Here is a 25,311-nt window from a genome sequence, read left to right on the forward strand (position 1 = left end):
CTGTCTGGTTCGACGATGTGCCGCGTGTCAGCCGCGCTCGCCGATCGCGACGTAGTCGCGGTGCGGCGCGCCCGTGTAGAGCTGCCGCGGACGGCCGATACGCTGATGCGGATCCTCGATCATTTCCTTCCACTGCGCGATCCAGCCGACCGTGCGGGCCACGGCGAACAGCACCGTGAACATGGTGGTGGGGAAGCCCAGCGCCTTCAGAGTGATGCCCGAGTAGAAGTCGACGTTCGGATAGAGCTTCTTCTCGATGAAGTACTCGTCATGAAGCGCGATGTGCTCCAGCTCCATGGCGACTTCGAGCAGCGGATCGTCCTTGATGCCGAGCTCGTCCAGGACCTCGTGGCAGGTCTGCTGCATGATCTTCGCGCGCGGGTCGTAGTTCTTGTAGACCCGGTGGCCGAAGCCCATGAGGCGGAAGGGATCGTTCTTGTCCTTGGCCCGGCCGATGAATTCCGGGATCCGGTCCTTGGTGCCGATCTCCGACAGCATGTTGAGCGCGGCTTCGTTGGCGCCGCCATGGGCCGGGCCCCAGAGGCAGGCGATGCCGGCCGCGATGCAGGCGAAGGGGTTGGCGCCCGAGGAGCCGGCGAGCCGGACCGTCGAGGTCGAGGCGTTCTGCTCGTGATCGGCGTGCAGGATGAAGATCCGGTCCATCGCCCGCGCGAGCACCGGATTGATCTGATACGGCTCGCAGGGAACTGCGAAGCACATGTGCAGGAAGTTTTCCGCGTAGGACAGGTCGTTGCGCGGGTAAACGAAGGGCTGGCCGATGTGGTACTTGTAGGCCATCGCCGCGATCGTCGGCATCTTGGCGATCATCCGGAGGCTCGCGACCATCCGCTGGTGCGGATCGGCGATGTCCGTCGAGTCGTGATAGAAGGCCGACAGCGCACCGACCACGCCGACCATGACTGCCATGGGATGCGCGTCGCGGCGGAAGCCGGTGAAGAAACGGCTCATCTGCTCGTGCACCATCGTGTGGCGCGTCACGCGATAAACGAAGTCGTCCTTCTCGCGCTGAGTCGGCAGGTCTCCGTAGAGAAGCAGATAGCAGGTCTCGAGAAAGTCGCCCGACCCGGCCAGTTGCTCGATCGGGTAGCCGCGATGGAGAAGAACGCCTTCGTCGCCGTCGATGTAGGTGATCTTCGATTCGCACGAAGCGGTCGAAGAAAAGCCTGGATCGTAGGTGAAGAGGCCGGTGTCCTTGTAGAGCGAGGTGATGTCGGCGACGTCGGGCCCGATCGTGCCGGAACGCAGATGCAAGGCTGCAGCCTTGTCGCCGAGCGTAAATTTCGCCGACTGTTCGGTCATGCGGTTCCCCTTCCTAGCCTTAAGATGCCGGCGCGCGTGCCGACGTTTCTGCAGCGCACAAGCGGACGGATCAATTGCCTATCGCAATTGCGATATGGCGACAAGGCGAGCACTCGCAGGCCTCCTCTGCCCGGCAAATCTCCAGTCAGCCGGCTTGATCGGACAGGCGAGCCAGCGACTCCTCGCGGCCCAGAACCGCCAGCACGTCGAACACGCCCGGCGAGGTTGAACGGCCGGTGAGGGCAGCCCGAAGCGGCTGAGCCGCCTTGCCGAGCTTCAGTCCGGACTCTTCGGCGTAGGCCCTGACGACCGCTTCGAGGGACGCGGCCGTCCAATCCTGTGCGGCCGACAGCCGCGGGAGCAGCGCGGAGACCGCGGACCGCCCCGCCTCGTCGAGGAGCGATCGCGCTTTGTCGTCCAGCTCCAACGGGCGTCTGGCGAAGAGGTACGTGGCGCTGTCGGTGAGTTCGACCAGCGTCTTCGCGCGCTCCTTCAACCCCGGCATCGCCGCCAGCAGCTTGCGCGCGACCTCGTCGTCCGGTTCGCTCTTCAGGATGGCGCCGTTGGGCAGATAGTCGCGCTCGGTCATCAGGGTTTCGACGAGCTCGGCATCGCCCATCGAGCGCAGCCAATGGCCGTTGACCGCCTCCAGCTTGGCGAAGTCGAAACGCGCCGCCCCTTTGTTGATGTCCGGCAGGTCGAACCAGGAGATCATCTCGTCGGTGCCGATGATCTCGGCGTCGCCGTGGCTCCAGCCGAGGCGCACGAGGTAGTTGCGCAGGGCGACCGGCAGGTAGCCCATCGCCCGGTAGGCCTCGACGCCGAGCGCGCCGTGGCGCTTCGACAGCTTCGCGCCGTCCGGTCCGTGGATCAGCGGGATGTGCGCCATCACCGGCACGTCCCAGCCCATGGCCCTGTAGATCAGCGTCTGGCGGCCGGCATTGGTCAGGTGGTCGTCGCCGCGGATGATGTGCGTGACGCCCATGTCGTGATCGTCCACGACGACGGCGAGCATGTAGGTGGGCGTTCCATCCGAGCGCAGAAGGACGAAGTCGTCGAGGTCCTTGTTGGGGAAGCGAACGTCGCCCTGAACGACGTCGCGCACCAGCGTCTCGCCGTCGAGCGGCGCCTTCAGGCGGATCACGGGCTTCACGCCGGCAGGCGCTTCGGCGGGATCGCGGTCGCGCCAGCGGCCGTCGTAGCGCGGCGGCCGCTTCTCGGCCTTGGCCTTCTCGCGCATCTCCTCGAGCTCGGCCTGAGACGCGTAGCAATAATAGGCCTGGCCGTTCGCGACCATGGTTTCCGCCACCTCGCGGTGACGCGCGACGCGCTCGAACTGCGAGATCGGCGGCTCGTCGGCATCGAGGCCGAGCCAGGCAAGTCCTTCGATGATCGCCTGAACGGCTTCGGGCGTGTAGCGCTCCCGGTCGGTGTCTTCGATGCGGAGCAGCATCTTACCGCCGGTTCGCCGCGCATAGAGCCAGTTGAACAAGGCCGTTCGCGCGCCGCCGATGTGGAGATAGCCGGTCGGGGAGGGCGCGAATCGCGTGACGACGGGAGCGGAATCGGACATGCTGCAACTCCGGGTGGAGATGTTGACGGCGGGCCGTCGGCCGGCCGAACGATCGGGCTGCGCGGCGCCGAAGACGTGCGGCGCGGTCGCGAGCGTGCGGGACGCTGTCTAGCACAGGGCACCGGCCGCACAAGGCGGGGGCGTTCGAGGCCTTGGGTCGATCGGAGGACGCCTGCCTTCATGACGATGGACGGTGCGCAGGGCAGGGTGCGGTGGGCTATCCGGGCAGCGCTGCGCCGCGCAGCTCCGGTCCGCTGGCCGACCGGCTCGGACGTGCGGGAATGGCTGCGCCGGCAGTTCGAGCGCGAGGACGCCGCGCTGACCGCCTTTCATGCCGTTCCGCTCGGCCTGATGATCGGCATCGCCGGCCTCCATTCGGCAAGCTCACGTCCGTCGTTCGTCGTTCCCCTGATCGTCCTCGTCGCTCTTCTTGCGGCGCTTTCGCTGCTGCGTGCCCGTCCCGGGTGGCATCTGGCGGCACTGATCGCCTGTTCCGCGGCCGCGGGTGCGAGCCTCGCGGCGCTGGAGCTGCATCGAACGCACACGACGGTCCTGTCGGGCGGCGCGATTACCCGGATCGAGGGGCGGGTCGAGTGGCGGGAGACCGACGAGCGGGGTCGCAGCCGTTACCTCGTCAGGATCGATGAGACCCGGCAACCGGTCCTGTCGCGGCCGCCGGAGCGTGCGCGGATCCTCGTCGCCGCGCGGCACGAGCCGATCGTGATCGGCGGCAGCTTCTCTGGGCTGGTTCGTCTGGCGCCTCCGTCCGGCCCGGCGCTGCCCGGCTCCTACGACTTCGCATTCGCTCCCTACTTCTCCGGCATCGGCGCCATCGGCTTCGCACTGGGAGCGCCCGACGAGCCGGCCGCGAGCACGGAAGAGGCCGGGCTGGCCGAGCGGTTGGCAGCCCTGCGCCTCGGCATCGCAGAGCGCATCCGCGCGAGCATCGGCGGCGCGGAAGGGGCGGTCGCTGCGGCTTTGGTCACGGGGTTGCGGGCGGGCATACCGGAGGCGATCGAGGACGATCTGCGGGTAACCGGCCTCGCGCATGTCCTCTCAATTTCCGGCTACCACATGGTGCTGGTCGCCGGCTTCGTGATGGTTGGCATGCGCGCCGCGCTCGCGCTCGTGCCCGTTATCGTCCTGACCTGGCCGGTGAAGAAGATCGCCGCGGGCACGGCCCTGGTCGCTGCGGCCCTTTATCTGGCGATCGCGGGCGACAACGTCGCGACGGATCGCTCCTTCATCATGCTGGCCGTGATGCTTGCAGCCGTCATGCTGGACCGACCTGCGCTGACGCTCCGCAACGTTTCGATCGCGGCGATCATCGTGCTCGCCATGCAGCCCCATTCCGTGTTCACGGCGAGCTTCCAGATGTCCTTCGCGGCCACGGCAGCGCTCGTCGGGATCTACGGCGCTCATTCGCGCCGTCGCGAGCCGGCAGGCCTCCAACGCGACGAACGAGGCTGGATCGGCCGGGCCATCCAAGCGGTTCTCGCGCTCGCCCTCGCATCCCTTATCGCCGGAATCGCGACGGCACCGTTCGGCGCCTACCACTTCGGGCGCGTCGCACCCTTCGGCATCGTCGCCAACCTCCTGCTCATGCCCGTCTTCAGCCTGTGGATCATGCCGGCAGCCTTGATCGCCATGCTGCTCATGCCGTTCGGCCTCGATCCCCTCGTCTGGCAATTTGTCGGCGTCGGCCTCGGCTTGGTCTTCGACCTCGCCCATCGCATTGCGGTGCTTCTGCCGGACGCCGCATCCGGCTCGATCGGCCTGTCGGCGCTCCTGCTGCTGACCGCGGCCGTTCTCGCCGCCGCGATGCTCGCCAGCGCGCTACGCTGGATCGCACTGCCCCTCACGGTTGCCGGTCTCGCGCTTGCGAGCCGGCCTGCCGCGCCGCCGGAACTCCTGATCTACGAGGACGGCAAGCAGTTGGCCCTGGTCGGCCTGGACGCCAGCCTCTCACACCTCCAGGCACGGCCGAACCGCTTCGTCGAGGAGCAATGGCGCCGTGCTCTCGGCTCGCCGGACGCCGACAAGGTTGGAGGCTTCGACTGTCGCGACGGGATCTGCCGCGCCACGACGCGCTCGGGCCTGCGGGTCGCCTGGACGGAGGACTACGAGAAGACCGGCGACCTCTGCGACTTGGCCGACATCGCGATCGTTGCCCGAGCGACCCTCACGACGAGCTGCCGCTCGGGAGCCGCGCTCGCGACGCTGAGGACCCTGCGCCGAACGGGATCGCTCGCGTTCCGGACCGGCCCCGACGGACGTCCAGACATGACGGCCGCGATCCCGTGGGAAGACGACCACCCGCGCGATCCCTGGAATGCCCATCGGGCGGAGCCGTGGCCGGAACGCTGGATACGGCCGGTTTCTCCCTCGACCGCCGACGGTGCGCCGGCGGCCTCCGATGCATCGACGACTCCCGCGATCGCGACCGCAACGATGCCGGCGGACGTCGATCAGTAGCGGCGGATGAGGCCGACGAGCTTGCCCTGAACCTTCACCCGGTCGGACCCGAAGATCCGCGTCTCGTAGGCCGGGTTGGCGGCCTCGAGGGCGATCGTGTCGCCGCGGCGGCGGAACCGCTTCAGCGTGGCTTCCTCCTCGTCGACGAGCGCGACGACGATCTCGCCGGGAACGGCCGTGTCCGTCCGGCGGATCACGACGGTATCGCCGTCGAGGATCCCGGCCTCGATCATCGAGTCGCCCTTGACCTCCAGCGCATAATGCTCGCCGCTGCCGATCATGTCGGGCGGGAGGGTCAGGGAGTGCGTGTTGTTCTGGATCGCCGAGATCGGCACGCCCGCCGCGATGCGGCCCATGACGGGGATCGAAATGCCGGCGGAGGCACCGCCCGACGCGCCGCCTGCTGCGCCTCGCAGACGCGACGTCCCGAGCTCCCGGCGGGATGAGTCCGAATGGCCTTGGCCGCGGCTGCCCTCGACGATGCTGGGCGTGAAGCCGCCGCGCGCCGCCGCCCGAGCCGGCGTAGCCTCGCCGGCGCTTTCCGGCAGCTTCAAGACTTCGAGCGCGCGCGCCCGGTTTGGAAGGCGCCGGATGAAGCCCCGCTCCTCGAGCGCCGTGATGAGCCGGTGGATGCCGGACTTCGACTTGAGGTCCAGCGCGTCCTTCATCTCGTCGAAGGACGGCGGCACGCCGCTCTCCTTGAGACGCGCGTTGATGAACGTCAGGAGTTCATGCTGTTTGCGGGTCAGCATCGCGGACGGGCCTCACTCGACATCTCGCGATCCAACCGGTGGCGGCGAAAACGGCCTCCGGCGAATCTCTAAAACAAAACCTGAACAAAGCTATCTGTTCTAGTTGTGTTCCGCAAGCGCGATTAGTCGAGCCGAATGAAGCGGCAGGGATCGCCGCGCCGCGCCGGCAGCGCTTCGACGGGGCGAACCAGAAGGCCGTCGGCGCTGGCATAGGTCGACAGGAGGGAGGAGTCCTGTCGTGGAAGCGGCACGACCTCGATCCGGCCGTCGTCGCGAAGGCTGAGGGTGGCTCGGACGAAGTCCTGCCGTCCGTCGTTCGCCGGCACGTCGGCGCCGAGAATGCCGACTTCCTCGCGGGAAGCGGCCGGACGCCCGGCCAGACACAAGAGCAGGGGCTCCAGGAACAGCACCGCGGTCACCAGCGCGGAGGCCGGATTGCCGGGCAGGCCGAGGATGCGCATCGGGCCGAGACGTCCCGCCATCAACGGCTTGCCCGGCCGCATGCGCACCTTCCAGAAGTCGAGCGCGACGCCGCGGCTCGCCAGGACGGGGCCGATCAGGTCGTGATCGCCGACGGAAGCGCCGCCGATCGTCACGAAGACGTCGATGCCTTCGGCGGCAGCTCGGTCGAGACTTGCTCCGATCACCGCCTCGTCGTCCGGCGCAATGCCGTAGTCGAGAACGGTCGCGCCCTTCGTTCGCGCGAACGCGGCGACGCCGAAGGAATTGGACGCGACGATCTGCGAGGGGCCGACCACGTCGCCGGGAAGAACGAGCTCGTCGCCCGTCGCGAGGACCGCGACGCGGGGGCGCCGCCTGACCAACAGCGTCGGCCGGCCGGCGCTCGCGGCGAGCGCGACGCGGCCCGGTGTCATGACGGATCCGGCCGCGATCAGCGCGTCGCCTCGCGCGAAGTCGTTGCCGGCGCGGCGAATGTTGCGCCCAGGCTCAACCGGCTCCAGGGGAAGGCAGCGACCGTCTTCAAAGCGGGTGTTCTCCTGGATGAGAACGGCATCGGCGCCGGTCGGAACGGGCGCACCGGTGAAGATGCGCACGCATTGGCCCGGCTCGATCGCGCCCGCAAAGGCCCGCCCCGCGGCAGACGCGCCGATGAGGTCGAGCGCGCCGCCGGTCAGCGTATCCGCGGCGCGTACGGCGTAACCGTCCATCGCGGACGCGTCGAAGTCCGGCTGCGTGCGGCCGGCGACCACGGGCTCGGCGAGGACGCGTCCGCCGGCTTCGGCAAGCGACACCTCGTCGGTCTCCGGGATGGGCTCCACATCCGCCAACAGCCGCCGAAGCGCCTCGTCGACCGGGATCAGGCCCGGCGAGCTCATCAGGCCGACCAATCGCCCGAGCGACCGCCGGATTTGGCGAGAACGCGAATCCCCGTGATCGTCATCGAGCGGTCGACCGCCTTCGCCATGTCGTAGATGGTCAGGCAGGCGACGGAAACGGCGGTCAGCGCTTCCATCTCGACGCCGGTGCGGCCGGTCAGCTTGGCCGTCGCGGTGATCCGGAGGCCCGGCAATGCGGGTTCCGGTTCGATCTCAACCGATACCTTGTCCAACATCAAAGGGTGGCAGAGCGGGATGAGGTCGCTGGTCCGCTTGGCTGCCATGATGCCGGCAATGCGCGCGACGCCGACGACGTCGCCCTTCTTCGCCTTGGCGTCGAGGATCAGCTCGAGCGTTTCCGCGGCCATTATCACCAAGCCTTCCGCCCGCGCCTCGCGAGCCGTCTCGGCCTTGTCGCCGACGTCGACCATGGCGGCGGTGCCGTCGCCGGCCAGATGGGTGAGGGCCTTGTCGGTCATGCCGCGGCCTCCGCGGCGGCGCCGCCCTGGAGCAGCGCGCGCGTCGCTGTCTCGACATCCGCCTGGCGCATCAGGCTCTCGCCGACGAGGAAGGTGCGGATGCGGCTGCGCGCGAGCCGTTCGCAGTCTGCGTGGACGAAGATGCCGCTCTCACCGACGAGGATCCGGTCGTCGGGAACCAGGGACGACAGCCGCTCGCTCGTCGAAAGATCGACCGCGAAGCTGCGGAGGTTGCGATTGTTGACGCCGATGAGCTTCGAGGGCAGCCGCAGGGCCCGCTCGGTCTCCGCCTCGTCGTGAACCTCGATCAACGCGTCCATGCCGTAATGCGCCGCGGCCGCGACGAGGTCCGCCGCCAGCGCGTCGTCGACGGCGGCCATGATCACGAGGATCGCGTCGGCGCCCCAGGCCCGTGCTTCCGCGACCTGATAGGTGTCGTACATGAAGTCCTTGCGCAGCGCCGGCAGTCCTGTGGCCGCCCGGGCGTCCGTGAGATAGTCCGGGCGCCCCTGGAACGAGGGCGTGTCGGTCAGCACCGAAAGGCAGGCGCCGCCGCCGGCCTCGTAGGCGCGCGCGAGGGCGGGCGGATCGAAGTCGGCGCGGATGAGGCCCTTGGACGGGCTCGCCTTCTTGATCTCGGCGATCAGTGCGAAGCCCCCGTCCGCGTGCTTCGCCTCGATGGCGGCGGCGAAGCCGCGCGGCGGCGCGGCGGCCTGAGCCTCCGCCTCGACGGCCGAGAGCGGGCGGGCGATCTTGGCGGCCGCGATCTCCTCGCGCTTGTACGCGCCGATGCGTTCCAGGATATCGGTCATGCCGGGCGCTCCTCGAAGCTGTTCGAAACCGCGACGAGGCGGTTGAGCACCACTTTTGCGCGCCCCTCGTCGATGGCGCGGCGTGCCGTCTCGATTCCGGCGGCGAGGTCCGGCGCCTTGCCGGCCACGACAAGGGCGCCGCCGGCATTCAGAAGCACGATGTCGCGATAGGCGCCGCTCGCGCCATCGAGAACGGCACGAAGCGCTCGAGCGTTCTGCGCGGCATCGCCGCCCTTGACCGCGTCGAGCGGCGCTCGCGCGAGGCCGAAGGTTTCCGGTTCGATCGAGATCTCGGAAATCGTGCCGTTCTCGAGCGCGGCGATCCGCGTCTCGCCCGTGACGGTCATCTCGTCGAGACCGTCGCCATGGACCACCCAGGCGCTCTCGGCGCCGAGTTCACGCAGCGTTTCGGCGAGCGGTCGGACCCAGTCCGGCGAGAACACGCCGACGAGAAGATGCTTGACGGACGCGGGATTGGCCATGGGGCCGAGAAGGTTGAAGATCGTGCGCGTTCCGAGCTCGACGCGGCTCGGCCCGACGAAGCGCATCGCCGCGTGGTGCGAGGGCGCGAACATGAAACCGATGCCGGCCGTCTCGATCGTCTCGGCGATCTGCCTGGGCGTCAGCTCCGTCGCGACGCCGAGCGCGGCGAGAACGTCGGCCGAGCCGGATTTGGACGAGAGCGCGCGATTGCCGTGCTTGGCGACGGTGACGCCGCAGCCCGCGACGACGAAGGCCGCGCAGGTGGAAACGTTCAGCGTGCCCGCATGATCGCCGCCGGTGCCGACGATGTCGACCGCGCCGGCCGGCGCCGCCACCGGCAGCATGGCGGCGCGCATCACCGAGACCGCGCCGGCCATCTCGTCCACCGTTTCGCCGCGCACTCGCAGCGCCATCAGGAAGCCGCCGATCTGCGAGGGAGTCGCTTCGCCCGACATCAGGATGCCGAAGGCGGCCTCCGCCTCCGTCCGACTGAGCGGCTCGCCGGAGGCGACCTTGGCGAGGAACGGCTTGAGCGAAAGGCTCATCGGCTGGCGGCCTTCGCCTGCTCGATGGCCTCGGGGTAGACGCGCACCGGGTAGATCGACTGGAGCTCGGCGACGTAGCTGGAATACAGATCGTTCTCCAAGCCGGTGGTCATCTGCCGTACCTGGTTCGCCGGGGCGCTGGCTGCGGGATCGGCCGGCGGCGCCACTTCGGTGACCCGCATCAGGAGCCGGGCCACACCGTCGGAAGCGGGAGCGGTCGTGACTAGGCCCTGCCCGCCCGAAAAGGCGGCGGCCGTCGCAGCCTGGCCCAGCTCGGCCGTGCCGCTTTGCCGGGTGATCGACGTCGCCGTCTGCACGGCGGCACCGTTCCCGAGTTCGGCCGCGATGTCGGCGAGCGGCTTGCCGGCCTCCGCCTCGGCCTTGAGCGCTGCGGCGCGCTCGTCCAGGCGCCGTGTCCGCTCCGCAGCCGTCCACTCGGCGGTCACGCGGTCGCGCACCTCGTCCAGGGCGCGGTCGCGCGCGGGTTCGATGCCGGTGACCTCGAAGAAGATCGTGCCGCCATTGCCGATGTCGATCGGCAGGTTATCGACGCCCTGATCGCTCTCGAAGGCCTGCTGGACGAGCTGCTGCTTCCCGGGGAAGTCGGCGAAGGGCTGGCCGTCCGGCGCGCGCCCGGCCGCGTCGATCTGCCGGATCGACTGCAACGTCAGGCCGGCAGCGCTCGCGGCTTCGGCGAGCGGCGCGCCGCCGGCACGCGCGTCCTCGAAGGCGCGGTAGGCGTTGGCGGCCTGATCGCTGGCCTGCTCAAGCGCGACGGCCTGACGAACCTCGTCACTGACTTCGGACAAGGGCCGCGTGGCCTCGGCCTGGATCTCGCTCACGGAAACGATGGCGGGGCCGAACGTGCCCGAAACGACCGGCGACACGCCTCCGAGCGGGAGCCCGAAGGCCGCCTCGGCGACCGCCTGATCCGGAATCTCGGCACGCGTCACGAGGCCGAGATCCGTCGACGCGGCGCCCTGGCTCGCATCGGCCGCGACGTCGGCGAACGGCGTGCCGGCGTCGAGCTTGGCCTTGGCAGCGTCCGCCGCTGCCTGGTTGGAAAACAGGAGCTGCTGGATCCGCCGACGCTCCGGCGTGCGGAAGTTGGCGATATTCTCGTTGTAGTCCGCTTCGATCGCCTCGTCCGTCACCGATTCCGGATCGGCGATCGTCTGCGGCGTCAGGATCGCGTAGTCGACCGCGCGATATTCGGGAGCGGCGTAGGTCTGCTTGTTCTGGTCGAAGAAGCTCTGCAGGGCCGCCGCGTCCGGGGTCGGCACGGGGTCGGCGAGTTCGGGCGGCAGCGACAGATACTCGACCGTGCGCCGTTCGCCCGCATAGGCTCCGGCCGCGTCGCGCAGGACCGCCGGCAACGAGGTGCCGCCGGCCACGGCCTCGGCGATCTGGCGCTGCTCGACGAGCTTCTCCTGCCAGTCGAGAAAGGGGCCCTCCGCCATGCCGCTCTGCCGCTGGTATTCGGCAAAGAGCGCCCGCGAGAAGTTGCCGGACTGATCCTGGAAGGACGGATCGGACGCGATTTCCCGGCCGAGCTGCGCGTCCGACATGCCGAGCCCCATCGCCTGGCTCTGCGCGTCGAGGACGGCCGCGGCCGTGACCTGCCCGAGCACGGCCTGATCGAGGCCGAACATTTCGCTCTCTTCGGCCGACAGGCGCCGGCGCAACTGCGACTCGATGGGAAAGCGTACGCGCTGGGCGGTGAGAACGTACTCCTGAACGGAAACGGCCGCGTTGCCGGCCGTCGCCACGGTGTCGGGTTGGCGCACGCTGAACACGTCGGCGATGCCCCAGACAGCGAAACTGAACACCAGGAGACCGAAGAAGATCTTCGCTCCCCAACCCGACGCCAGCTTCCGCAAGCCCTGCAGCATGAAGATCCGTTCCCGACTCGATGGCGGTCGTCGCCGGCCTCGCGCCGGCTCCGCTCCCGTTCTTTCCGCTCTCTAATAGGAAAGTCGGGGATCGGCGCGCAAGCGAGACGGGCAGGGCGGCGTCGATCACGGGCGTTCAGATTGATTCCGCGGGCTCGACATCCTAGAGCCCAGTCGATCGATCCACGGAGGAATGCCGAATGACGCGCCGGTCGCTGATCGCTGGAAACTGGAAGATGAACGGCACGCGGGCGAGCCTCGGCGAGCTTCGGGCCATGGTGGATGCCGCGCGCGGCGGCCTGTCCGCCTCGGTCGACCTTCTGGTCTGCCCGCCCGCGACTCTCCTGTCGGCGGCGGTGGAGGCCGCCGGAGAGGTGCTGGCGCTCGGCGGGCAGGACTGCCACACGGCGGCGAGCGGCGCCCATACCGGCGACGTGTCTGCACCCATGCTCGCCGATCTCGGTGCCCGCTTCGTGATCGTCGGCCATTCCGAGCGGCGGGCGGACCACGGCGAAACCGACGCTCTCGTCGCGGCCAAGGCGAAGGCCGCCTGGGATGCCGGGCTTGTCGCCGTGATCTGCATCGGTGAAACCGAGGCCGAGCGGAAGGGCGGAGAAACCTTGTCGGTGCTCGGGCGCCAGCTCGCCGCATCCGTCCCGGACGGAGCCACCGGTGCCAACACCGTGATCGCCTACGAGCCGGTCTGGGCGATCGGCACGGGGCTCACCCCGACCGTGGCCGATGTCGCGGACGCTCATGCCTTCATGCGCCGGACGCTGGAAGAGCGCTTCGGCGCGGGCGAGGGCGGCGCGGTCCGTCTGCTTTACGGGGGCTCCGTGAAGCCGTCCAACGCGGCCGAACTCCTGGCTGTCGCGAACGTCGACGGCGCCCTTGTCGGCGGCGCGAGCTTGAAGGCGGCGGACTTCATCGCGATATGCGAGGCGGCGCCGCGGGGCTGAGCCGCAGTGTCCCGACCGCGAAAGCGGTTGGAAACCGGGCAAAGCTTCGATAGAAGGCCGCATCCTCAAGAAGACGCTGCGTAGCAAGGCCGCATGGAAACCGTTCTCATCATCATCCACCTGATGGTCGTGCTGGCCCTCGTCGTGGTCGTTCTCCTGCAGCGGTCCGAAGGCGGCGCGCTCGGCATCGGCGGCGGCGGAGGCGGTCTCATGACGGCCCGCGGCGCAGCCAATGCGCTGACGCGCACGACGGCGATCCTCGCCGGCATCTTCTTCCTGACCTCGATCGCGCTTGCGCTTCTCGCGGGCTATGGCGGTCAGCGCGGCGACATCTTCGACGGTGTCGGCGGCGCGCAGCCGCAGCAGGGCGGCGCCGCGCCGGGCGCCGGCCTCGGGACGACCGATCTCCTGAACAATCTCGGCGAGCTTCCGGGCGGCAACTCTGCATCCACCGCACCCGCGGCGCCGAGCGCTCCGGCGGCTCCCGTCGGCGACGCGGCCCCGGCACAGGCTCCGGCCGCCGCGCCGGCTCCGTCGACGACCGCCCCGGCTGCCGAAGCGCCGGCTGCGACCACGGCTCCGGCTCCGGCTCCGACCCCCGAGGCGGCGGCGCCCGAAGCTCCGGCTCCGAGCGCCCCGACGGCGACGCCTGCGCCGGCCGATCAGGCGGCACCGGCTGCGAACGGGGCTCCGGCTCAGCAGCCCTGATCGCCGCGGAACGCGGCTCGCGCCGACACGAGGGCGCGACTTGAAACATGTGACGGGACGCCCGTGCGCGTCCCGTTTCCTTTTGTTTGGATGCCGTTCGGCACTGGCGGATTCGAGCGGCAGGCAGTATCGGGAAGGCCCATGGCGCGATACATCTTCATCACCGGCGGCGTGGTTTCCTCACTCGGAAAGGGCATCGCGGCAGCGGCCTTGGGCGCGCTGCTCCAGGCCCGCGGCTACCGCGTCCGGCTTCGCAAGCTCGACCCCTACCTCAACGTCGATCCGGGCACGATGAGCCCGACGCAGCACGGCGAGGTCTTCGTCACCGACGACGGTGCCGAGACGGATCTCGACCTCGGCCATTACGAGCGCTTCACCGGCCGCTCAGCCAACCGGATGGACAACATCACCACCGGCCGGATCTACCAGGAGCTGATCGCCAAGGAGCGGCGCGGCGATTTCCTCGGCGCCACGGTGCAGGTCATTCCGCACGTCACCGACGCCATCAAGGCCTTCGTCCTCGACGGCAACGAGGAGTTCGACTTCGTCATCTGCGAGATCGGCGGCACGGCCGGCGACATCGAGGCGATGCCGTTCATGGAGGCGATCCGGCAGCTCGGCAACGACCTGCCCCGCAACGGCGCCGTCTACGTCCACCTGACGCTGATGCCCTACATTCCGTCGGCGGGCGAGCTGAAGACGAAGCCGACCCAGCACTCCGTCAAGGAGCTGCGCGGAATCGGCATCCAGCCCGACATCCTCCTAGTGCGCGCCGACCGGCCGATCCCGCGCGAGGAGCGGCGCAAGCTCAGCCTCTTCTGCAACGTGCGCGAGACGGCCGTCATCCAGGCCCTCGACGTCTCGACGATCTACGAAGTGCCGACCGCCTATCACAAGGAAGGCCTCGACACGGAAGTGCTCGCGGCCTTCGGCATCGATCCGGCGCCCAAGCCGCAGCTCGCCCGCTGGACGCAGGTGGTCGACGGCATCCGCAACCCGGAAGGCGAGGTGACGATCGCGGTCGTCGGCAAGTACACGGGCCTCAAGGACGCCTACAAGTCGCTGATCGAGGCGCTGCAGCACGGCGGCATCGCCAATCGAGTGCGCGTCAATCTCGACTGGATCGAGTCGGAGGTCTTCGAGAACGAGGATCCCGCGCCCTATCTCGAGCGCGTCAACGGCATCCTCGTGCCGGGCGGGTTCGGCGAGCGCGGCTCGGAAGGCAAGATCCTGGCGGCGAAGTTCGCGCGCGAGCGCGACGTGCCTTATTTCGGCATCTGCTTCGGCATGCAGATGGCGGTGATCGAAGCGGCGCGCTCGCTGGCCGGCATCAAGGGTGCCGGCTCCACGGAGTTCGGTCACCCCGAGGAAGCCGTGGTCGGCCTGATGACCGAGTGGCTGCGCGGCAACGAGCTGGAGCAGCGCGCCAAGGAGGGCGACCTCGGTGGCACGATGCGTCTCGGCGCCTACAAGGCGAACCTCGCTCCGGGATCGCGAATCGCCGAGATCTACGGTTCGACCGAGATCGAGGAGCGGCACCGGCACCGCTACGAGGTGAACCGCGCCTACCGAGCGCCTCTTGAAGCCTGCGGCCTGCGCTTCGCCGGCATGTCGCCCGACGGGTTGCTGCCGGAAACGGTGGAGCTCGAGAACCATCCCTGGTTCATCGGCGTCCAGTACCACCCCGAGCTCAAGTCGCGGCCCTTCGACCCGCATCCGCTTTTCGCCAGCTTCATCGCGGCGGCGCTGGAGCGCTCGCGGCTCGTGTGAGCCCGTCGTCGGCTAAGAATCGATTGAAACCCGAGTGCCCGGTTTCGCTCCGCTCCGGCTTCCTCTAGAAGCCCGGGGCGGAGCGTCTTTGCCACCAGCCAAGGAGTGGGCACCCGTGACCGCCATCATCGACATCATCGCGCGCGAGATTCTCGACAGCCGCGGCAATCCGACCGTCGAGGTCGACGTCGTTCTCGAAGACGGCTCCATGGGCCGCGCGGCCGTGCCCTCCGGTGCCTCGACGGGCGCCCACGAGGCGGTCGAGCTGCGCGACGGCGACGAGCGTTACGGCGGCAAGGGCGTTCTCCAGGCCGTTCAAGCCGTGAACACCGAGATCGTCGAATCGATCGTCGGCTTCGAGGCCGAGAACCAGATCCGCATCGATTCGGTGCTGCGCTCGCTCGACGGAACGCCGAACAAGAGCCGCCTCGGCGCCAACGCCATCCTCGGCGTGTCGCTCGCGGTCGCCAAGGCGGCGGCCGAATCGGCCGGCCTGCCGCTCTACCGCTATGTCGGGGGCGCCTCGGCGCAGGTCCTGCCCGTGCCGATGATGAACATCATCAACGGCGGCGCCCATGCCGACAATCCGATCGACTTCCAGGAATTCATGATCATGCCGGTCGGCGCGGAAAGCTTTCGCGAGGGCCTGCGCATGGGCGCCGAAATCTTCCATACGCTGAAGAAGGCGTTGAAGGCCGCCGGCCACAACACCAATGTCGGCGACGAGGGCGGCTTCGCGCCGAATCTGGCATCCGCCAAGGCCGGCCTCGACTTCGTCATGCAGTCGATCGAGAAGGCCGGCTACAAGCCCGGCGAAGAGGTCTTCCTGGCGCTCGACTGCGCGTCGACGGAGTTCTTCAAGAACGGCGTCTACGACCTGGAAGGCGAAGGACGGAAGCTCTCGGCCGACGAGATGGCCGGCTACCTCGCCGAGCTCTGCGCCGCCTATCCCATCATCTCGATCGAAGACGGCATGGCCGAGGACGATTGGGCGGGCTGGAAGACGCTCACCGACAGGGTCGGCAACACCGTTCAGCTCGTCGGCGACGATCTCTTCGTGACCAACTCGGCACGCCTGCGCGAAGGCATCGAGAAGGGCGTCGCGAACTCCATCCTGGTGAAGGTCAACCAGATCGGCTCGTTGTCCGAGACGCTTGACGCGGTCAACGTCGCGCATCGCGCCGGCTACACCGCCGTCATGTCGCACCGGTCCGGCGAAACCGAAGATTCGACGATCGCCGACCTCGCCGTCGCGACGAATTGCGGACAGATCAAGACGGGCTCGCTCGCCCGCTCGGATCGGCTCGCCAAGTACAACCAGCTCCTGCGACTCGAGGAGGAGCTGGGCGACCAGGCGATCTACGCCGGCCGGTCGATTCTGCGCCGGCGCTGAGCCGGAGCTTTTTCGCACTGCATCATCGCGAGGGCTGCGGCACGTGCCGCAGCCCTTTTCTGTATGCGGCGGCGTCGATGATCCGCAGACGGCGTCTCTGCCGCGAGCGAGAGACAGGCTTAACTGCCGCTTAAGACGATCAGGCGAAAGTGACGTTCGCCCGGAGATCGACATGCGTACCATTCAGCGTCGGAAGAATTGGATTGCCCGCCTGGTTGTGCCGGCGGTGCTTCTAGCCTGTCTCGGGTACTTCTCCACGCACGCGCAGGACGGCCAGTACGGCCTCGCTGCGACGGCCGAGCTCAAGAGCCAGCTCGAAGCCCGCGTGGAAGCGCGCTACGCCCTGACACGTCGCCGGGAGCATCTGGAGCAGCGAGTTAGGCTTCTGGAGGACGGAACGCTGGAGCGCGACATGCTCGACGAGCGTGTCCGCCAGTCGCTCAACTTCCTTTCGGCGGACGAGATCACGATCCTCCGCTGACACTACGACGCGAGACCGGGCGCGTGCCTCAAAACCTCAAATAGCAATAGCTCCGCATCTTTGAACCGCATTCCGGTTCAAATCATGCTGCAGTGCCATATGAACCGAAATCCGGTTCATCCTTTCACGCCGACTTGTGCCGACCCGGCGACCTCATATAACTGCACCGGAAATTGTGGTTCGCGCCACTCGGGTCAAGCGGGGAGGCAGCATGGCATCGCCCAAGGAATCCAAGCAAGCGGCCGCGGCTGCCAACGGTGCGGGTCATTCCGCCGCCCTGGCCCCGCGCCTCGACGCGCCGGCTCCGGCCGAGTTCAGCAAGGATGAGGACGTTCGCGCCTATCGCGACATGCTCCTCATCCGCCGCTTCGAAGAGAAGGCCGGCCAGCTCTACGGCATGGGCTTCATCGGCGGCTTCTGCCACCTCTACATCGGCCAGGAAGCGGTCGTAGTCGGCATGCAGATGTCGATGAAGGAGGGCGACCAGGTCATCACCGGCTACCGCGACCACGGGCACATGCTGGCGACAGGCATGGAAGCGCGCGGCGTCATGGCCGAGCTCACGGGGCGCCGCGGCGGCTACTCCAAGGGCAAGGGCGGCTCGATGCACATGTTCTCGAAGGAGAAGAACTTCTTCGGCGGACACGGCATCGTCGGCGCGCAGGTCTCGCTCGGCACCGGTTTGGCCTTCGCGAACCGCTACAACGGCACCGACTCGGTCTCGATCACCTATTTCGGCGACGGCGCGGCCAATCAGGGCCAGGTCTACGAGAGCTTCAACATGGCCTCGCTGTGGAAGCTCCCGGTGATCTACATCATCGAGAACAACCGATATGCCATGGGCACTTCGGTGAACCGCGCTTCGGCCGAGACCGACTTCTCGCAGCGCGGCGTGTCCTTCAAGATCCCCGGCATCAAAGTCGACGGCATGGACGTGCGCGCCGTGAAGGCTGCCGGCGACTTTGCCGTCAACCATTGCCGCTCGGGCGAGGGGCCGATCATCCTGGAGATGATGACCTATCGCTATCGCGGACACTCCATGTCGGATCCGGCCAAATATCGCTCGCGCGACGAAGTGCAGAAGATGCGCTCCGAGAGCGATCCGATCGAGCAGGTCAAACGCCGACTGATCGAGACCCATGGCCTGTCCGAGGACGACGTGAAGGCGTTCGACAAGGACGTCCGTGACATCGTCGCCGATTCGGCCGACTTCGCCCAGAACGACCAGGAACCGGACGTGTCCGAGCTCTGGACTGACATCTACGCCGACGACGTACCGCAGGCCGCTGAGTAAGGGAGGGGCAAAGGCATGCCGACCAACATTCTGATGCCCGCCCTGTCTCCGACCATGGAGGAGGGCACGCTCTCCAAATGGGTCAAGCAGGAAGGCGACACCGTCGCTCCCGGCGACGTCATCGCCGAGATCGAAACCGACAAGGCGACCATGGAGGTCGAGGCGGTCGACGAGGGAACCCTCGGCAAGATCGTGGTGCCGGCCGGAACCGAGAACGTGAAGGTCAACGCGGTCATCGCGATCCTCCTCGGCGAGGGCGAATCGGCCGCCGACGCCGACAAGGCCGAGGCGCCGAAGGCGCAGGCTGCGGCGAGCCAGGAGGACATCGCCGGCGAGAAGGCGACGTCCGAGAAGATCGAAGGCTCGGCGCCCGGCTCCCAGCGCACCGTGCCCGCCGAGGGCATGAAGCACCCCGAGCCCGACGATGTCGACGGCGAGACGCCCGAAGTGCCGGAAGGCACCGAGATGGTCACGACCACGGTGCGCGAAGCGCTTCGCGACGCCATGGCCGAGGAAATGCGCCTCGACGAGAAGGTCTTCCTCATGGGCGAGGAAGTTGCGGAATATCAGGGTGCCTACAAGATCAGCCAGGGTCTTCTCGAGGAGTTCGGCGCCCGCCGCGTGGTCGACACCCCGATCACCGAGCACGGCTTTGCCGGCCTTGGCGTCGGCGCGGCCTTCGCGGGCCTCAAGCCCATCGTCGAGTTCATGACCTTCAACTTCGCCATGCAGGCGATCGACCAGATCATCAACTCGGCCGCCAAGACGCTCTACATGGCCGGCGGCCAGATGGGCTGCCCGATCGTGTTCCGCGGGCCGAACGGCGCGGCGGCCCGCGTTGCCGCGCAGCATAGCCAGGACTACGCCGCCTGGTACGGCCAGGTGCCGGGCCTCAAGGTCGTCATGCCCTACACCGCCGCCGACGCGAAGGGCCTGATGAAGTCGGCCATCCGCGATCCGAACCCGGTCGTGTTCCTCGAGAACGAGATCCTCTACGGCCAGTCCTTCGAGGTGCCCAAGCTCGACGACTGGACGGTGCCGATCGGTAAGGCCCGCATCCACCGCAAGGGCAAGGACGTCACGATCGTCTCCTTCGGCATCGGCATGACCTACGCGGTCAAGGCCGCTGAGGAGCTGACGAAGGACGGGATCGACGCCGAGATCGTCGATCTGCGCACCATCCGTCCGCTCGACATGAAGACGGTGATCCGCTCGGTGAAGAAGACCAACCGCTGCGTGACCGTCGAGGAAGGTTGGCCGCAGAGCTCGGTCGGCTCGCACATCGCCTCCGAGCTGATGGTCCACGCCTTCGATCATCTCGACGCGCCGGTCTTGAAGATCTGCGGCAAGGACGTCCCGATGCCCTATGCCGCCAATCTCGAGAAGTTGGCGCTTCCCTCCGTCAAGGAGGTCATCGAGGCGGTCAAGGCCGTCTGCTACCGGTCCTGATCGCGATGGACGAGGGTCAGCCGCCGCAGGTGAAGGTCGAAGTGACCGCCGAGGCTGGCGAGGTCCTCGTCATCGTGCAGCAGGTCGAGGGCGCCCCGGAGGACATCTGGGGCTGCCTCACCAATCCCGACTGCTTCAAGCACTGGTGGCACGAGCACGTGCACTTCGATGCCCGGCTCGACGGCCACTTCGTCGAGCCGTGGCGCGATCCGACGGGGCAGAACAAGGTCACGCGGGCTCAGGTGACGGCCTACCATCCCCCGGTCGGCTTCGTCATGGTGTGGGCCGACGAGGACTGGACCTTCGACACGGTCGTGTCGGTCTCTTTGAAGCCCGTCGACGGCGGCACCGAAGTCACCGTCGAGCACCAGGGCTGGCACCTCGCGCCGGAAGCGGCGCGCGGCGAACTCATGCAGCAGCACAGGGACGGCTGGTCGCGCCACCTCGCGAGCCTCGCCGCCCACGCGAACGAACATCACGCCCGGCGAAAGGGCCATTGAGGAGGGATCCCGATGCCGATCAACGTCACGATGCCCGCTTTGTCGCCGACCATGGAAGAGGGCAACCTCGCCAAGTGGCTGGTGAAGGAAGGCGACAAGGTTTCCTCCGGCGATATCATCGCCGAGATCGAGACCGATAAGGCGACCATGGAGGTCGAGGCCGTCGACGAGGGCACCGTCGCCAAGATCGTCGTGCCCGCCGGCACCGAGGGCGTGAAGGTCAACGCGGTGATCGCGATCCTGGCCGCCGAAGGCGAGAGCGCCGACGCGGCAGCCTCGGCGGGCAGTTCGGGTGGCGAGGCGAAGCCGCAGGGCGGTGCTTCCGCTTCGACAGGCCCGAAGGCCGACGACGCCGTGGTGGGCTCGACCGCCGACGCGAAGAATCCGGAAATGCAGGGCTATGCCCGCTCGGAGAGCGGCGGAACGACCGGCTCGGCCGGCGGCGCGGAAGCCAAGGCGTCCGGCGGCTCCGGCGGGCGCGTCTTCGCCTCGCCCTTGGCGCGCCGCCTCGCCAAGGAGGGCGGCATCGATCTCTCCGCCGTGCAGGGCTCCGGTCCGCATGGCCGCATCGTGAAGGCGGACGTCGAGGCCGCCGCCAAGGGCGGCGCGACGAAGGTGCCGGCCGCGGCATCCGCCCCGAAGGCCGAGGCTGCTCCGGCCGCCACTCCAACTGCGGCTCCGGCTGCCAAGCCGGCTTCCGACGAGGCCGTGCGCAAGCTCTTCCCCGAGGGATCCTTCGAGACCGTGCCGCATGACGGCATGCGCAAGACGATCGCCAAGCGCCTCGTCGAGTCGAAGCAGACCGTCCCGCACTTCTATCTCACCGTCGACGTCGAGCTCGACGCGCTGCTCGCGCTGCGCAAGCAGCTCAACGACGCGGCGCCGAACGTGAAGTCGGAGGCGGGCGATCGGCCGGGCTACAAGCTGTCGGTCAACGACATGGTCATCAAGGCGATGGCGCTGGCCCTCAAGGCCGTGCCGAACGCCAACGTGTCCTGGACGGACGCGGCCATGCTCAAGCACCGCCATGCCGATGTCGGCGTCGCCGTCTCGATCGAGGGCGGCCTCATCACGCCGATCATCCGGCGCGCCGAGGAAAAGACGCTCTCCACCATCTCCAACGAGATGAAGGACCTCGCTAAGCGGGCCCGCGCCCGCAAGCTGAAGCCCGAGGAGTACCAGGGCGGCACGACGGCGGTCTCGAACCTCGGCATGTTCGGCGTCCGCGACTTCGCCGCGATCGTCAATCCGCCGCACGCGACGATCCTCGCGGTCGGTGCTGGCGAGCAGCGGGCGGTGGTGAAGAACGGTGCGGTGGTCGTCGCCAACGTCATGAGCGTGACGCTCTCAACCGATCACCGGGCGGTCGACGGTGCGCTCGGCGCCGAGCTGCTCCAGGCCTTCAAGGGCTTCGTCGAGAGCCCGATGTCGATGCTGGTCTGAGGGAGCCGGGGCGATGCGACAGATCCTCTGCTTCGGCGACTCGCTCACCTGGGGCTACGACGCGGAGACGGGGCTGCGCCACGCCTTCGAGAACCGCTGGCCCAACGTGCTCGCATCCGGCCTCGGCGAGGGCTTCCACGTCGTCGCCGACGGCCTAAACGGGCGCACCACGACCTTCGACGACCTGACGGCTCCGGCGGAGCGCAACGGCTCGAAGACGCTGGCGACGGCGCTCTCCGCGCAACAGCCGCTCGACCTCGTGATCGTGCTTCTCGGCACCAACGACCTGAAGCGGCACACCGGCGGCGGGCGCGTGTTCGAGTCGCGCCAGGGGCTGGAGCGGATCGTCGAGATCATCCAGTTCTTTCCCTATCAGCGCGGCTACAAGGTTCCGAAGATCCTGCTCGTCGCGCCGCCGATGTTCGTGGAAACGTTGGAGCCGGACTTCGCCCTGCTCTTCGGCCACGGCGTCGAGGAGTCGCAGCACTTCCGCTCGGCGGTGACCAAGGTCGCCGAGGAATACGGCTGCGCCATGCTCGACGCCTCCGAGCACTGCGAATGCACCTCGCTCGACGGCATCCACCTCGACGCGCAGAACACCCGCCGCCTCGGCGAGGCGCTAGTGCCGCTGGTCCGCGACCTCCTGTCCGACGACGCCTGATCGCCTCTCCGCTCTTCTCGACCCTCGCGCCAAGGAGCCTTCCTCATGGCTGATACCTACGACATCATCGTCATCGGCGGCGGGCCGGGCGGCTACGTCGCGGCGATCCGCGCGGCGCAGCTGGGCTTCAAGACGGCCGTCGTCGAGCGCGAGCACATGGGCGGCATCTGCCTCAACTGGGGCTGCATCCCGACCAAGGCGCTGCTGCGCTCGGCCGAGATCTTCCACTATGCCGAGCACGGCGCGAACTACGGCCTGAACATTCCCAAGCCGTCCTTCGACATCGCCGCGGTGGTGAAGCGCTCGCGCGGCGTCTCGGCGCAGCTCAACGGCGGCGTCGCCGGGCTGATGAAGAAGAACAAGATCGACATCATCTGGGGCCAGGCCAAGATCACCAAAGCGGGCAAGGGCAGTCCGGTCGAGGTCGAGGTTGGCGAGCCGACGAAGCCAGCCGTCCAGCCGCAGAACCCGGTGCCGAAGGGCGCGCTCGGCCACGGCACCTACAAGGCTGGCCACGTCATCGTGGCGACGGGGGCCCGTCCGCGCGTCCTGCCGGGCATCGAGCCGGATGGCGAAAAGATCTGGACCTATTTCGAGGCGATGAAGCCGGCGTCCATGCCGAAGTCGCTGCTCGTCATGGGCTCGGGCGCCATCGGCATCGAATTCGCCTCCTTCTACCGCACCATGGGCGCGGAGGTGACGGTGATCGAGCTCCTGCCGCAGATCCTGCCCGTCGAGGACGCCGAGGTCGCGGCGGTCGCACGCAAGCAGTTCGAGAAGCAGGGCATCAAGATCCTGACCGACGCGAAGGTCGCCAAGGTCGTGAAGACCGCGGGCGGCGTCGAGGCGACGGTCGAGGTCGGCGGCAAATCCCAGGTGCTGAGTGCCGAGAAGCTGATTTCCGCAGTCGGCGTCCAAGGCAACACCGAGGGGCTGAACCTCGAAGGCGTCGGCGTCGCGATCGAGCGCGGCATCGTCAAGGTCGACGCCTACGGCCGCACCAACGTCGAGGGCGTCTACGCCATCGGCGACGTCGCGGGCCCGCCGATGCTGGCCCACAAGGCCGAGCACGAGGGCACGATCTGCGTCGAGGCGATCAAGGGCCTGCACCCGCACCCGATGGAGAAGTCGCAGATCCCCGGCTGCACCTATTGCCAGCCGCAGGTGGCGAGCGTCGGCCTGACCGAAGCCAAGGCCAAGGAAGCGGGCCGCGAGGTCAGGGTCGGCCGCTTCAAGTTCATCGCCAACGGCAAGGCCATCGCGCTCGGCGAGCCCGAGGGGCTCGTGAAGACGATCTTCGATGCCAAGACCGGCGAACTGCTCGGCGCCCACATGGTGGGCGCGGAAGTCACCGAGCTCATCCAGGGCTTCGTCATCGCTATGGGCTTGGAGACGACGGAGGAGGACCTGATGCACACGGTCTTCCCGCATCCAACCCTGTCCGAAATGATGCACGAGAGCGTCCTCGACGCCTACGGCCGCGTCATTCACATGTGACGGCGACAGCAAGCGTGAGCGCCTAACGGCAAACGCGCTTTACCTTGACCGCCGAAGATATGGGCCGAGCTTGTCCACAGCGATGCGAAGCAAGATGAAGCTATTTCTCCGCGCGACATCTTGCCTCGCCACGCCTGCGCCCAATGTCCAGTCCCGAAGTGACTTCTCCACTGGAGGCGGGAATGGACTGGAATACGAACGGCGTCGGCTGGCTCGGCGCGATCATCATCGGCGGCATCGCGGGCTGGCTCGCGGAGCAGTTCATGAAGTCCGACATGGGCGTTCTCATGAACATCATCCTCGGCATCGTCGGGGCGGTGCTGCTCAACGCGATCCTGGCGGCCGTGGCGCCGAATCTCATCGGTATCGGCTGGATCGCCTACCTCATCACGGGCTTCATTGGCGCCTGCATCCTCATCGCGATCTTCCGGGCGTTCCGCGGCCGCAGGGTCTGACGATCCGATTGCATCGGACGGGGACGGGGCCTAGATAAAATCCATGGTCACCGTCCTCGACAACCGCGCCCAGGCCGGGGCAGCGCCCCGGCCCCGGCATCCCGAAAAGGCGAACCGCCCGGACACGGAGGTTCTGCCCAAGCCGGATTGGATCCGCGTCAAGGCGCCGGTCTCCAAGGGCTACTTCGAGACCCGCGAGATCGTCAAAGAGAACCGTCTCGTGACGGTCTGCGAGGAAGCGGGCTGCCCCAACATCGGTGGATGCTGGGAGAAGAAGCACGCGACCTTCATGATCATGGGCGGCATCTGCACGCGCGCCTGCGCCTTCTGCAACGTCGCGACCGGACTTCCGAACGCGTTGGACGAGGACGAGCCGGCAAGCGTCGGCCGTGCCGTCGCGAAGATGGGCCTGTCCCACGTCGTGATCACCTCGGTCGACCGCGATGACTTGGCGGATGGCGGCGCAGAGCACTTCGCCCGCACCATTCGCGCCATTCGCGCCGCGGCCCCGAACACGACCATCGAGATCCTGACGCCGGACTTCCTGCGCAAGCCGGGCGCCCTGGAGGTCGTCGTCGCGGCCAAGCCGGACGTCTTCAACCACAACCTGGAGACCGTGCCGTCGAAGTACCTGAAGGTGCGGCCCGGCGCCCGCTACTTCCACTCCATCCGGCTGCTGCAGCGGGTGAAGGAGCTCGACCCGACGATCTTCACCAAGTCCGGCATCATGGTCGGCCTCGGGGAGGAGCGGAACGAGGTGCTCCAGCTCATGGACGACCTGCGGACCGCCGACGTCGACTTCATGACCATCGGCCAGTACCTGCAGCCGACGCGCAAGCACCATGCGGTGATGCGCTACGTGCCGCCGGAGGAGTTCGAGTCGTTCAAGACGATCGGCCTGACGAAGGGCTTCCTGGTCGTCGCATCGAGCCCGCTGACGCGCTCCTCCCACCATGCCGGCGAGGACTTCGAGCGGCTGAAGGCAGCGCGTCTCGCCCGGTCCGCGCCTGCGATCGCTGCGGAGTAGGGCGGG

General features: G+C 68.0%; 22 protein-coding genes. 14 read left to right on the plus strand and 8 right to left on the minus strand.

What is annotated here, in order from left to right; all coding sequences use genetic code 11:
• Window positions 1–27: 27 nt before the first annotated feature.
• Together gltA and gltX are read right to left on the minus strand one after the other, a co-directional pair.
• On the minus strand, window positions 28–1,320 hold the full coding sequence (gene gltA / locus FZN60_RS16125) for a citrate synthase (protein WP_158874528.1): 1,293 nt from the start codon (window positions 1,318–1,320) through the stop codon (window positions 28–30).
• Window positions 1,321–1,465: 145 nt separating this feature from the next.
• Complete coding sequence (gene gltX, locus FZN60_RS16130) at window positions 1,466–2,893, minus strand: glutamate--tRNA ligase (protein WP_158874529.1); 1,428 nt, start codon at window positions 2,891–2,893, stop codon at window positions 1,466–1,468.
• Window positions 2,894–3,073: 180 nt separating this feature from the next.
• Here gltX and FZN60_RS16135 point away from each other — a divergent pair, with 180 nt between their 5' ends.
• The gene (locus tag FZN60_RS16135; RefSeq protein ID WP_158874530.1) at window positions 3,074–5,368 is read left to right on the plus strand and encodes a ComEC/Rec2 family competence protein; all 2,295 of its coding nucleotides are present in this window, start codon (window positions 3,074–3,076) and stop codon (window positions 5,366–5,368) included.
• Here the strand turns inward: FZN60_RS16135 and lexA are convergent.
• From lexA to FZN60_RS16165, 6 genes are all read right to left on the minus strand, one after another.
• On the minus strand, window positions 5,362–6,120 hold the full coding sequence (lexA, locus tag FZN60_RS16140) for a transcriptional repressor LexA (protein ID WP_158874531.1): 759 nt from the start codon (window positions 6,118–6,120) through the stop codon (window positions 5,362–5,364). The two genes, FZN60_RS16135 and lexA, sit on opposite strands and share 7 nt — an antisense overlap.
• A 122-nt stretch (window positions 6,121–6,242) precedes the next feature.
• Window positions 6,243–7,457: a molybdopterin molybdotransferase MoeA gene (locus tag FZN60_RS16145; protein WP_158874532.1), complete on the minus strand. Its 1,215-nt coding sequence runs from the start codon at window positions 7,455–7,457 to the stop codon at window positions 6,243–6,245.
• On the minus strand, window positions 7,457–7,936 hold the full coding sequence (gene moaC / locus FZN60_RS16150; protein ID WP_158874533.1) for a cyclic pyranopterin monophosphate synthase MoaC: 480 nt from the start codon (window positions 7,934–7,936) through the stop codon (window positions 7,457–7,459). Before moaC ends, FZN60_RS16145 begins: the two co-directional genes overlap by 1 nt.
• A complete protein-coding gene (trpC, locus tag FZN60_RS16155; protein WP_158874534.1) occupies window positions 7,933–8,748 on the minus strand; it encodes an indole-3-glycerol phosphate synthase TrpC in 816 nt (271 codons plus the stop codon). Before trpC ends, moaC begins: the two co-directional genes overlap by 4 nt.
• On the minus strand, window positions 8,745–9,776 hold the full coding sequence (gene trpD / locus FZN60_RS16160; RefSeq protein WP_158874535.1) for an anthranilate phosphoribosyltransferase: 1,032 nt from the start codon (window positions 9,774–9,776) through the stop codon (window positions 8,745–8,747). The genes trpC and trpD overlap by 4 nt, the downstream gene beginning before the upstream one ends.
• Window positions 9,773–11,668 (minus strand): peptidylprolyl isomerase, encoded by a 1,896-nt coding sequence (locus tag FZN60_RS16165; protein ID WP_158874536.1) that lies wholly within the window; start codon window positions 11,666–11,668, stop codon window positions 9,773–9,775. The genes trpD and FZN60_RS16165 overlap by 4 nt, the downstream gene beginning before the upstream one ends.
• 200 nt (window positions 11,669–11,868) lie before the next feature.
• Here FZN60_RS16165 and tpiA point away from each other — a divergent pair, with 200 nt between their 5' ends.
• The 13 genes from tpiA (at window position 11,869) to lipA (ending at window position 25,305) form a co-directional block, all read left to right on the plus strand.
• Window positions 11,869–12,627 (plus strand): triose-phosphate isomerase, encoded by a 759-nt coding sequence (tpiA, locus tag FZN60_RS16170; protein ID WP_158874537.1) that lies wholly within the window; start codon window positions 11,869–11,871, stop codon window positions 12,625–12,627.
• A gap of 93 nt (window positions 12,628–12,720) precedes the next feature.
• Entirely contained in the window at window positions 12,721–13,335 is a 615-nt protein-coding gene (gene secG / locus FZN60_RS16175; RefSeq protein ID WP_158874538.1) for a preprotein translocase subunit SecG, read from the plus strand.
• Window positions 13,336–13,476: 141 nt separating this feature from the next.
• Entirely contained in the window at window positions 13,477–15,105 is a 1,629-nt protein-coding gene (gene pyrG / locus FZN60_RS16180; RefSeq protein WP_158874539.1) for a CTP synthase, read from the plus strand.
• 115 nt (window positions 15,106–15,220) lie between these two features.
• On the plus strand, window positions 15,221–16,498 hold the full coding sequence (gene eno / locus FZN60_RS16185; protein ID WP_158874540.1) for a phosphopyruvate hydratase: 1,278 nt from the start codon (window positions 15,221–15,223) through the stop codon (window positions 16,496–16,498).
• Between the two features lie 172 nt (window positions 16,499–16,670).
• Complete coding sequence (locus FZN60_RS16190; protein ID WP_158874541.1) at window positions 16,671–16,979, plus strand: FtsB family cell division protein; 309 nt, start codon at window positions 16,671–16,673, stop codon at window positions 16,977–16,979.
• A 211-nt stretch (window positions 16,980–17,190) separates the two neighbouring features.
• Window positions 17,191–18,273 carry a pyruvate dehydrogenase (acetyl-transferring) E1 component subunit alpha gene (gene pdhA, locus FZN60_RS16195; protein ID WP_158874542.1) on the plus strand — a complete coding sequence of 361 codons (1,083 nt, stop codon included), beginning with the start codon at window positions 17,191–17,193 and terminating at the stop codon, window positions 18,271–18,273.
• A gap of 15 nt (window positions 18,274–18,288) precedes the next feature.
• Window positions 18,289–19,722, plus strand: coding sequence for a pyruvate dehydrogenase complex E1 component subunit beta (locus FZN60_RS16200; RefSeq protein ID WP_158874543.1), 1,434 nt, complete (start codon window positions 18,289–18,291; stop codon window positions 19,720–19,722).
• Window positions 19,723–19,763: 41 nt separating this feature from the next.
• Window positions 19,764–20,222: an SRPBCC family protein gene (locus tag FZN60_RS16205; RefSeq protein WP_158874544.1), complete on the plus strand. Its 459-nt coding sequence runs from the start codon at window positions 19,764–19,766 to the stop codon at window positions 20,220–20,222.
• Window positions 20,223–20,234: 12 nt separating this feature from the next.
• On the plus strand, window positions 20,235–21,665 hold the full coding sequence (locus FZN60_RS16210) for a pyruvate dehydrogenase complex dihydrolipoamide acetyltransferase (RefSeq protein WP_158874545.1): 1,431 nt from the start codon (window positions 20,235–20,237) through the stop codon (window positions 21,663–21,665).
• A gap of 13 nt (window positions 21,666–21,678) precedes the next feature.
• Window positions 21,679–22,326, plus strand: coding sequence for an SGNH/GDSL hydrolase family protein (locus FZN60_RS16215; RefSeq protein WP_158874546.1), 648 nt, complete (start codon window positions 21,679–21,681; stop codon window positions 22,324–22,326).
• 45 nt (window positions 22,327–22,371) lie between these two features.
• Window positions 22,372–23,823, plus strand: a complete 1,452-nt coding sequence (lpdA, locus tag FZN60_RS16220) for a dihydrolipoyl dehydrogenase (protein ID WP_158874547.1) — start codon at window positions 22,372–22,374, stop codon at window positions 23,821–23,823.
• Between the two features lie 182 nt (window positions 23,824–24,005).
• Window positions 24,006–24,278: a GlsB/YeaQ/YmgE family stress response membrane protein gene (locus FZN60_RS16225; protein ID WP_158874548.1), complete on the plus strand. Its 273-nt coding sequence runs from the start codon at window positions 24,006–24,008 to the stop codon at window positions 24,276–24,278.
• A gap of 43 nt (window positions 24,279–24,321) precedes the next feature.
• A complete protein-coding gene (lipA, locus tag FZN60_RS16230) occupies window positions 24,322–25,305 on the plus strand; it encodes a lipoyl synthase (protein ID WP_158874549.1) in 984 nt (327 codons plus the stop codon).
• The last annotated feature ends 6 nt before the right edge of the window (window positions 25,306–25,311 follow it).

It is taken from the genome of Antarcticirhabdus aurantiaca (assembly GCF_009765365.1).
GTDB lineage: Bacteria > Pseudomonadota > Alphaproteobacteria > Rhizobiales > Rhizobiaceae > Antarcticirhabdus > Antarcticirhabdus aurantiaca.

What these genes read in the sequence shown, in the direction of transcription:
- gltA (WP_158874528.1), bottom strand. Translation starts at nt 1,320, where the DNA reads ATGACCGAACAGTCGGCGAAATTTACGCTCGGCGACAAGGCTGCAGCC.
- gltX (WP_158874529.1), bottom strand. Translation starts at nt 2,893, where the DNA reads ATGTCCGATTCCGCTCCCGTCGTCACGCGATTCGCGCCCTCCCCGACC.
- FZN60_RS16135 (WP_158874530.1), top strand. Translation starts at nt 3,074, where the DNA reads ATGACGATGGACGGTGCGCAGGGCAGGGTGCGGTGGGCTATCCGGGCA.
- lexA (WP_158874531.1), bottom strand. Translation starts at nt 6,120, where the DNA reads ATGCTGACCCGCAAACAGCATGAACTCCTGACGTTCATCAACGCGCGT.
- FZN60_RS16145 (WP_158874532.1), bottom strand. Translation starts at nt 7,457, where the DNA reads ATGAGCTCGCCGGGCCTGATCCCGGTCGACGAGGCGCTTCGGCGGCTG.
- moaC (WP_158874533.1), bottom strand. Translation starts at nt 7,936, where the DNA reads ATGACCGACAAGGCCCTCACCCATCTGGCCGGCGACGGCACCGCCGCC.
- trpC (WP_158874534.1), bottom strand. Translation starts at nt 8,748, where the DNA reads ATGACCGATATCCTGGAACGCATCGGCGCGTACAAGCGCGAGGAGATC.
- trpD (WP_158874535.1), bottom strand. Translation starts at nt 9,776, where the DNA reads ATGAGCCTTTCGCTCAAGCCGTTCCTCGCCAAGGTCGCCTCCGGCGAG.
- FZN60_RS16165 (WP_158874536.1), bottom strand. Translation starts at nt 11,668, where the DNA reads ATGCTGCAGGGCTTGCGGAAGCTGGCGTCGGGTTGGGGAGCGAAGATC.
- tpiA (WP_158874537.1), top strand. Translation starts at nt 11,869, where the DNA reads ATGACGCGCCGGTCGCTGATCGCTGGAAACTGGAAGATGAACGGCACG.
- secG (WP_158874538.1), top strand. Translation starts at nt 12,721, where the DNA reads ATGGAAACCGTTCTCATCATCATCCACCTGATGGTCGTGCTGGCCCTC.
- pyrG (WP_158874539.1), top strand. Translation starts at nt 13,477, where the DNA reads ATGGCGCGATACATCTTCATCACCGGCGGCGTGGTTTCCTCACTCGGA.
- FZN60_RS16190 (WP_158874541.1), top strand. Translation starts at nt 16,671, where the DNA reads ATGCGTACCATTCAGCGTCGGAAGAATTGGATTGCCCGCCTGGTTGTG.
- pdhA (WP_158874542.1), top strand. Translation starts at nt 17,191, where the DNA reads ATGGCATCGCCCAAGGAATCCAAGCAAGCGGCCGCGGCTGCCAACGGT.
- FZN60_RS16200 (WP_158874543.1), top strand. Translation starts at nt 18,289, where the DNA reads ATGCCGACCAACATTCTGATGCCCGCCCTGTCTCCGACCATGGAGGAG.
- FZN60_RS16210 (WP_158874545.1), top strand. Translation starts at nt 20,235, where the DNA reads ATGCCGATCAACGTCACGATGCCCGCTTTGTCGCCGACCATGGAAGAG.
- FZN60_RS16215 (WP_158874546.1), top strand. Translation starts at nt 21,679, where the DNA reads ATGCGACAGATCCTCTGCTTCGGCGACTCGCTCACCTGGGGCTACGAC.
- lpdA (WP_158874547.1), top strand. Translation starts at nt 22,372, where the DNA reads ATGGCTGATACCTACGACATCATCGTCATCGGCGGCGGGCCGGGCGGC.
- FZN60_RS16225 (WP_158874548.1), top strand. Translation starts at nt 24,006, where the DNA reads ATGGACTGGAATACGAACGGCGTCGGCTGGCTCGGCGCGATCATCATC.
- lipA (WP_158874549.1), top strand. Translation starts at nt 24,322, where the DNA reads ATGGTCACCGTCCTCGACAACCGCGCCCAGGCCGGGGCAGCGCCCCGG.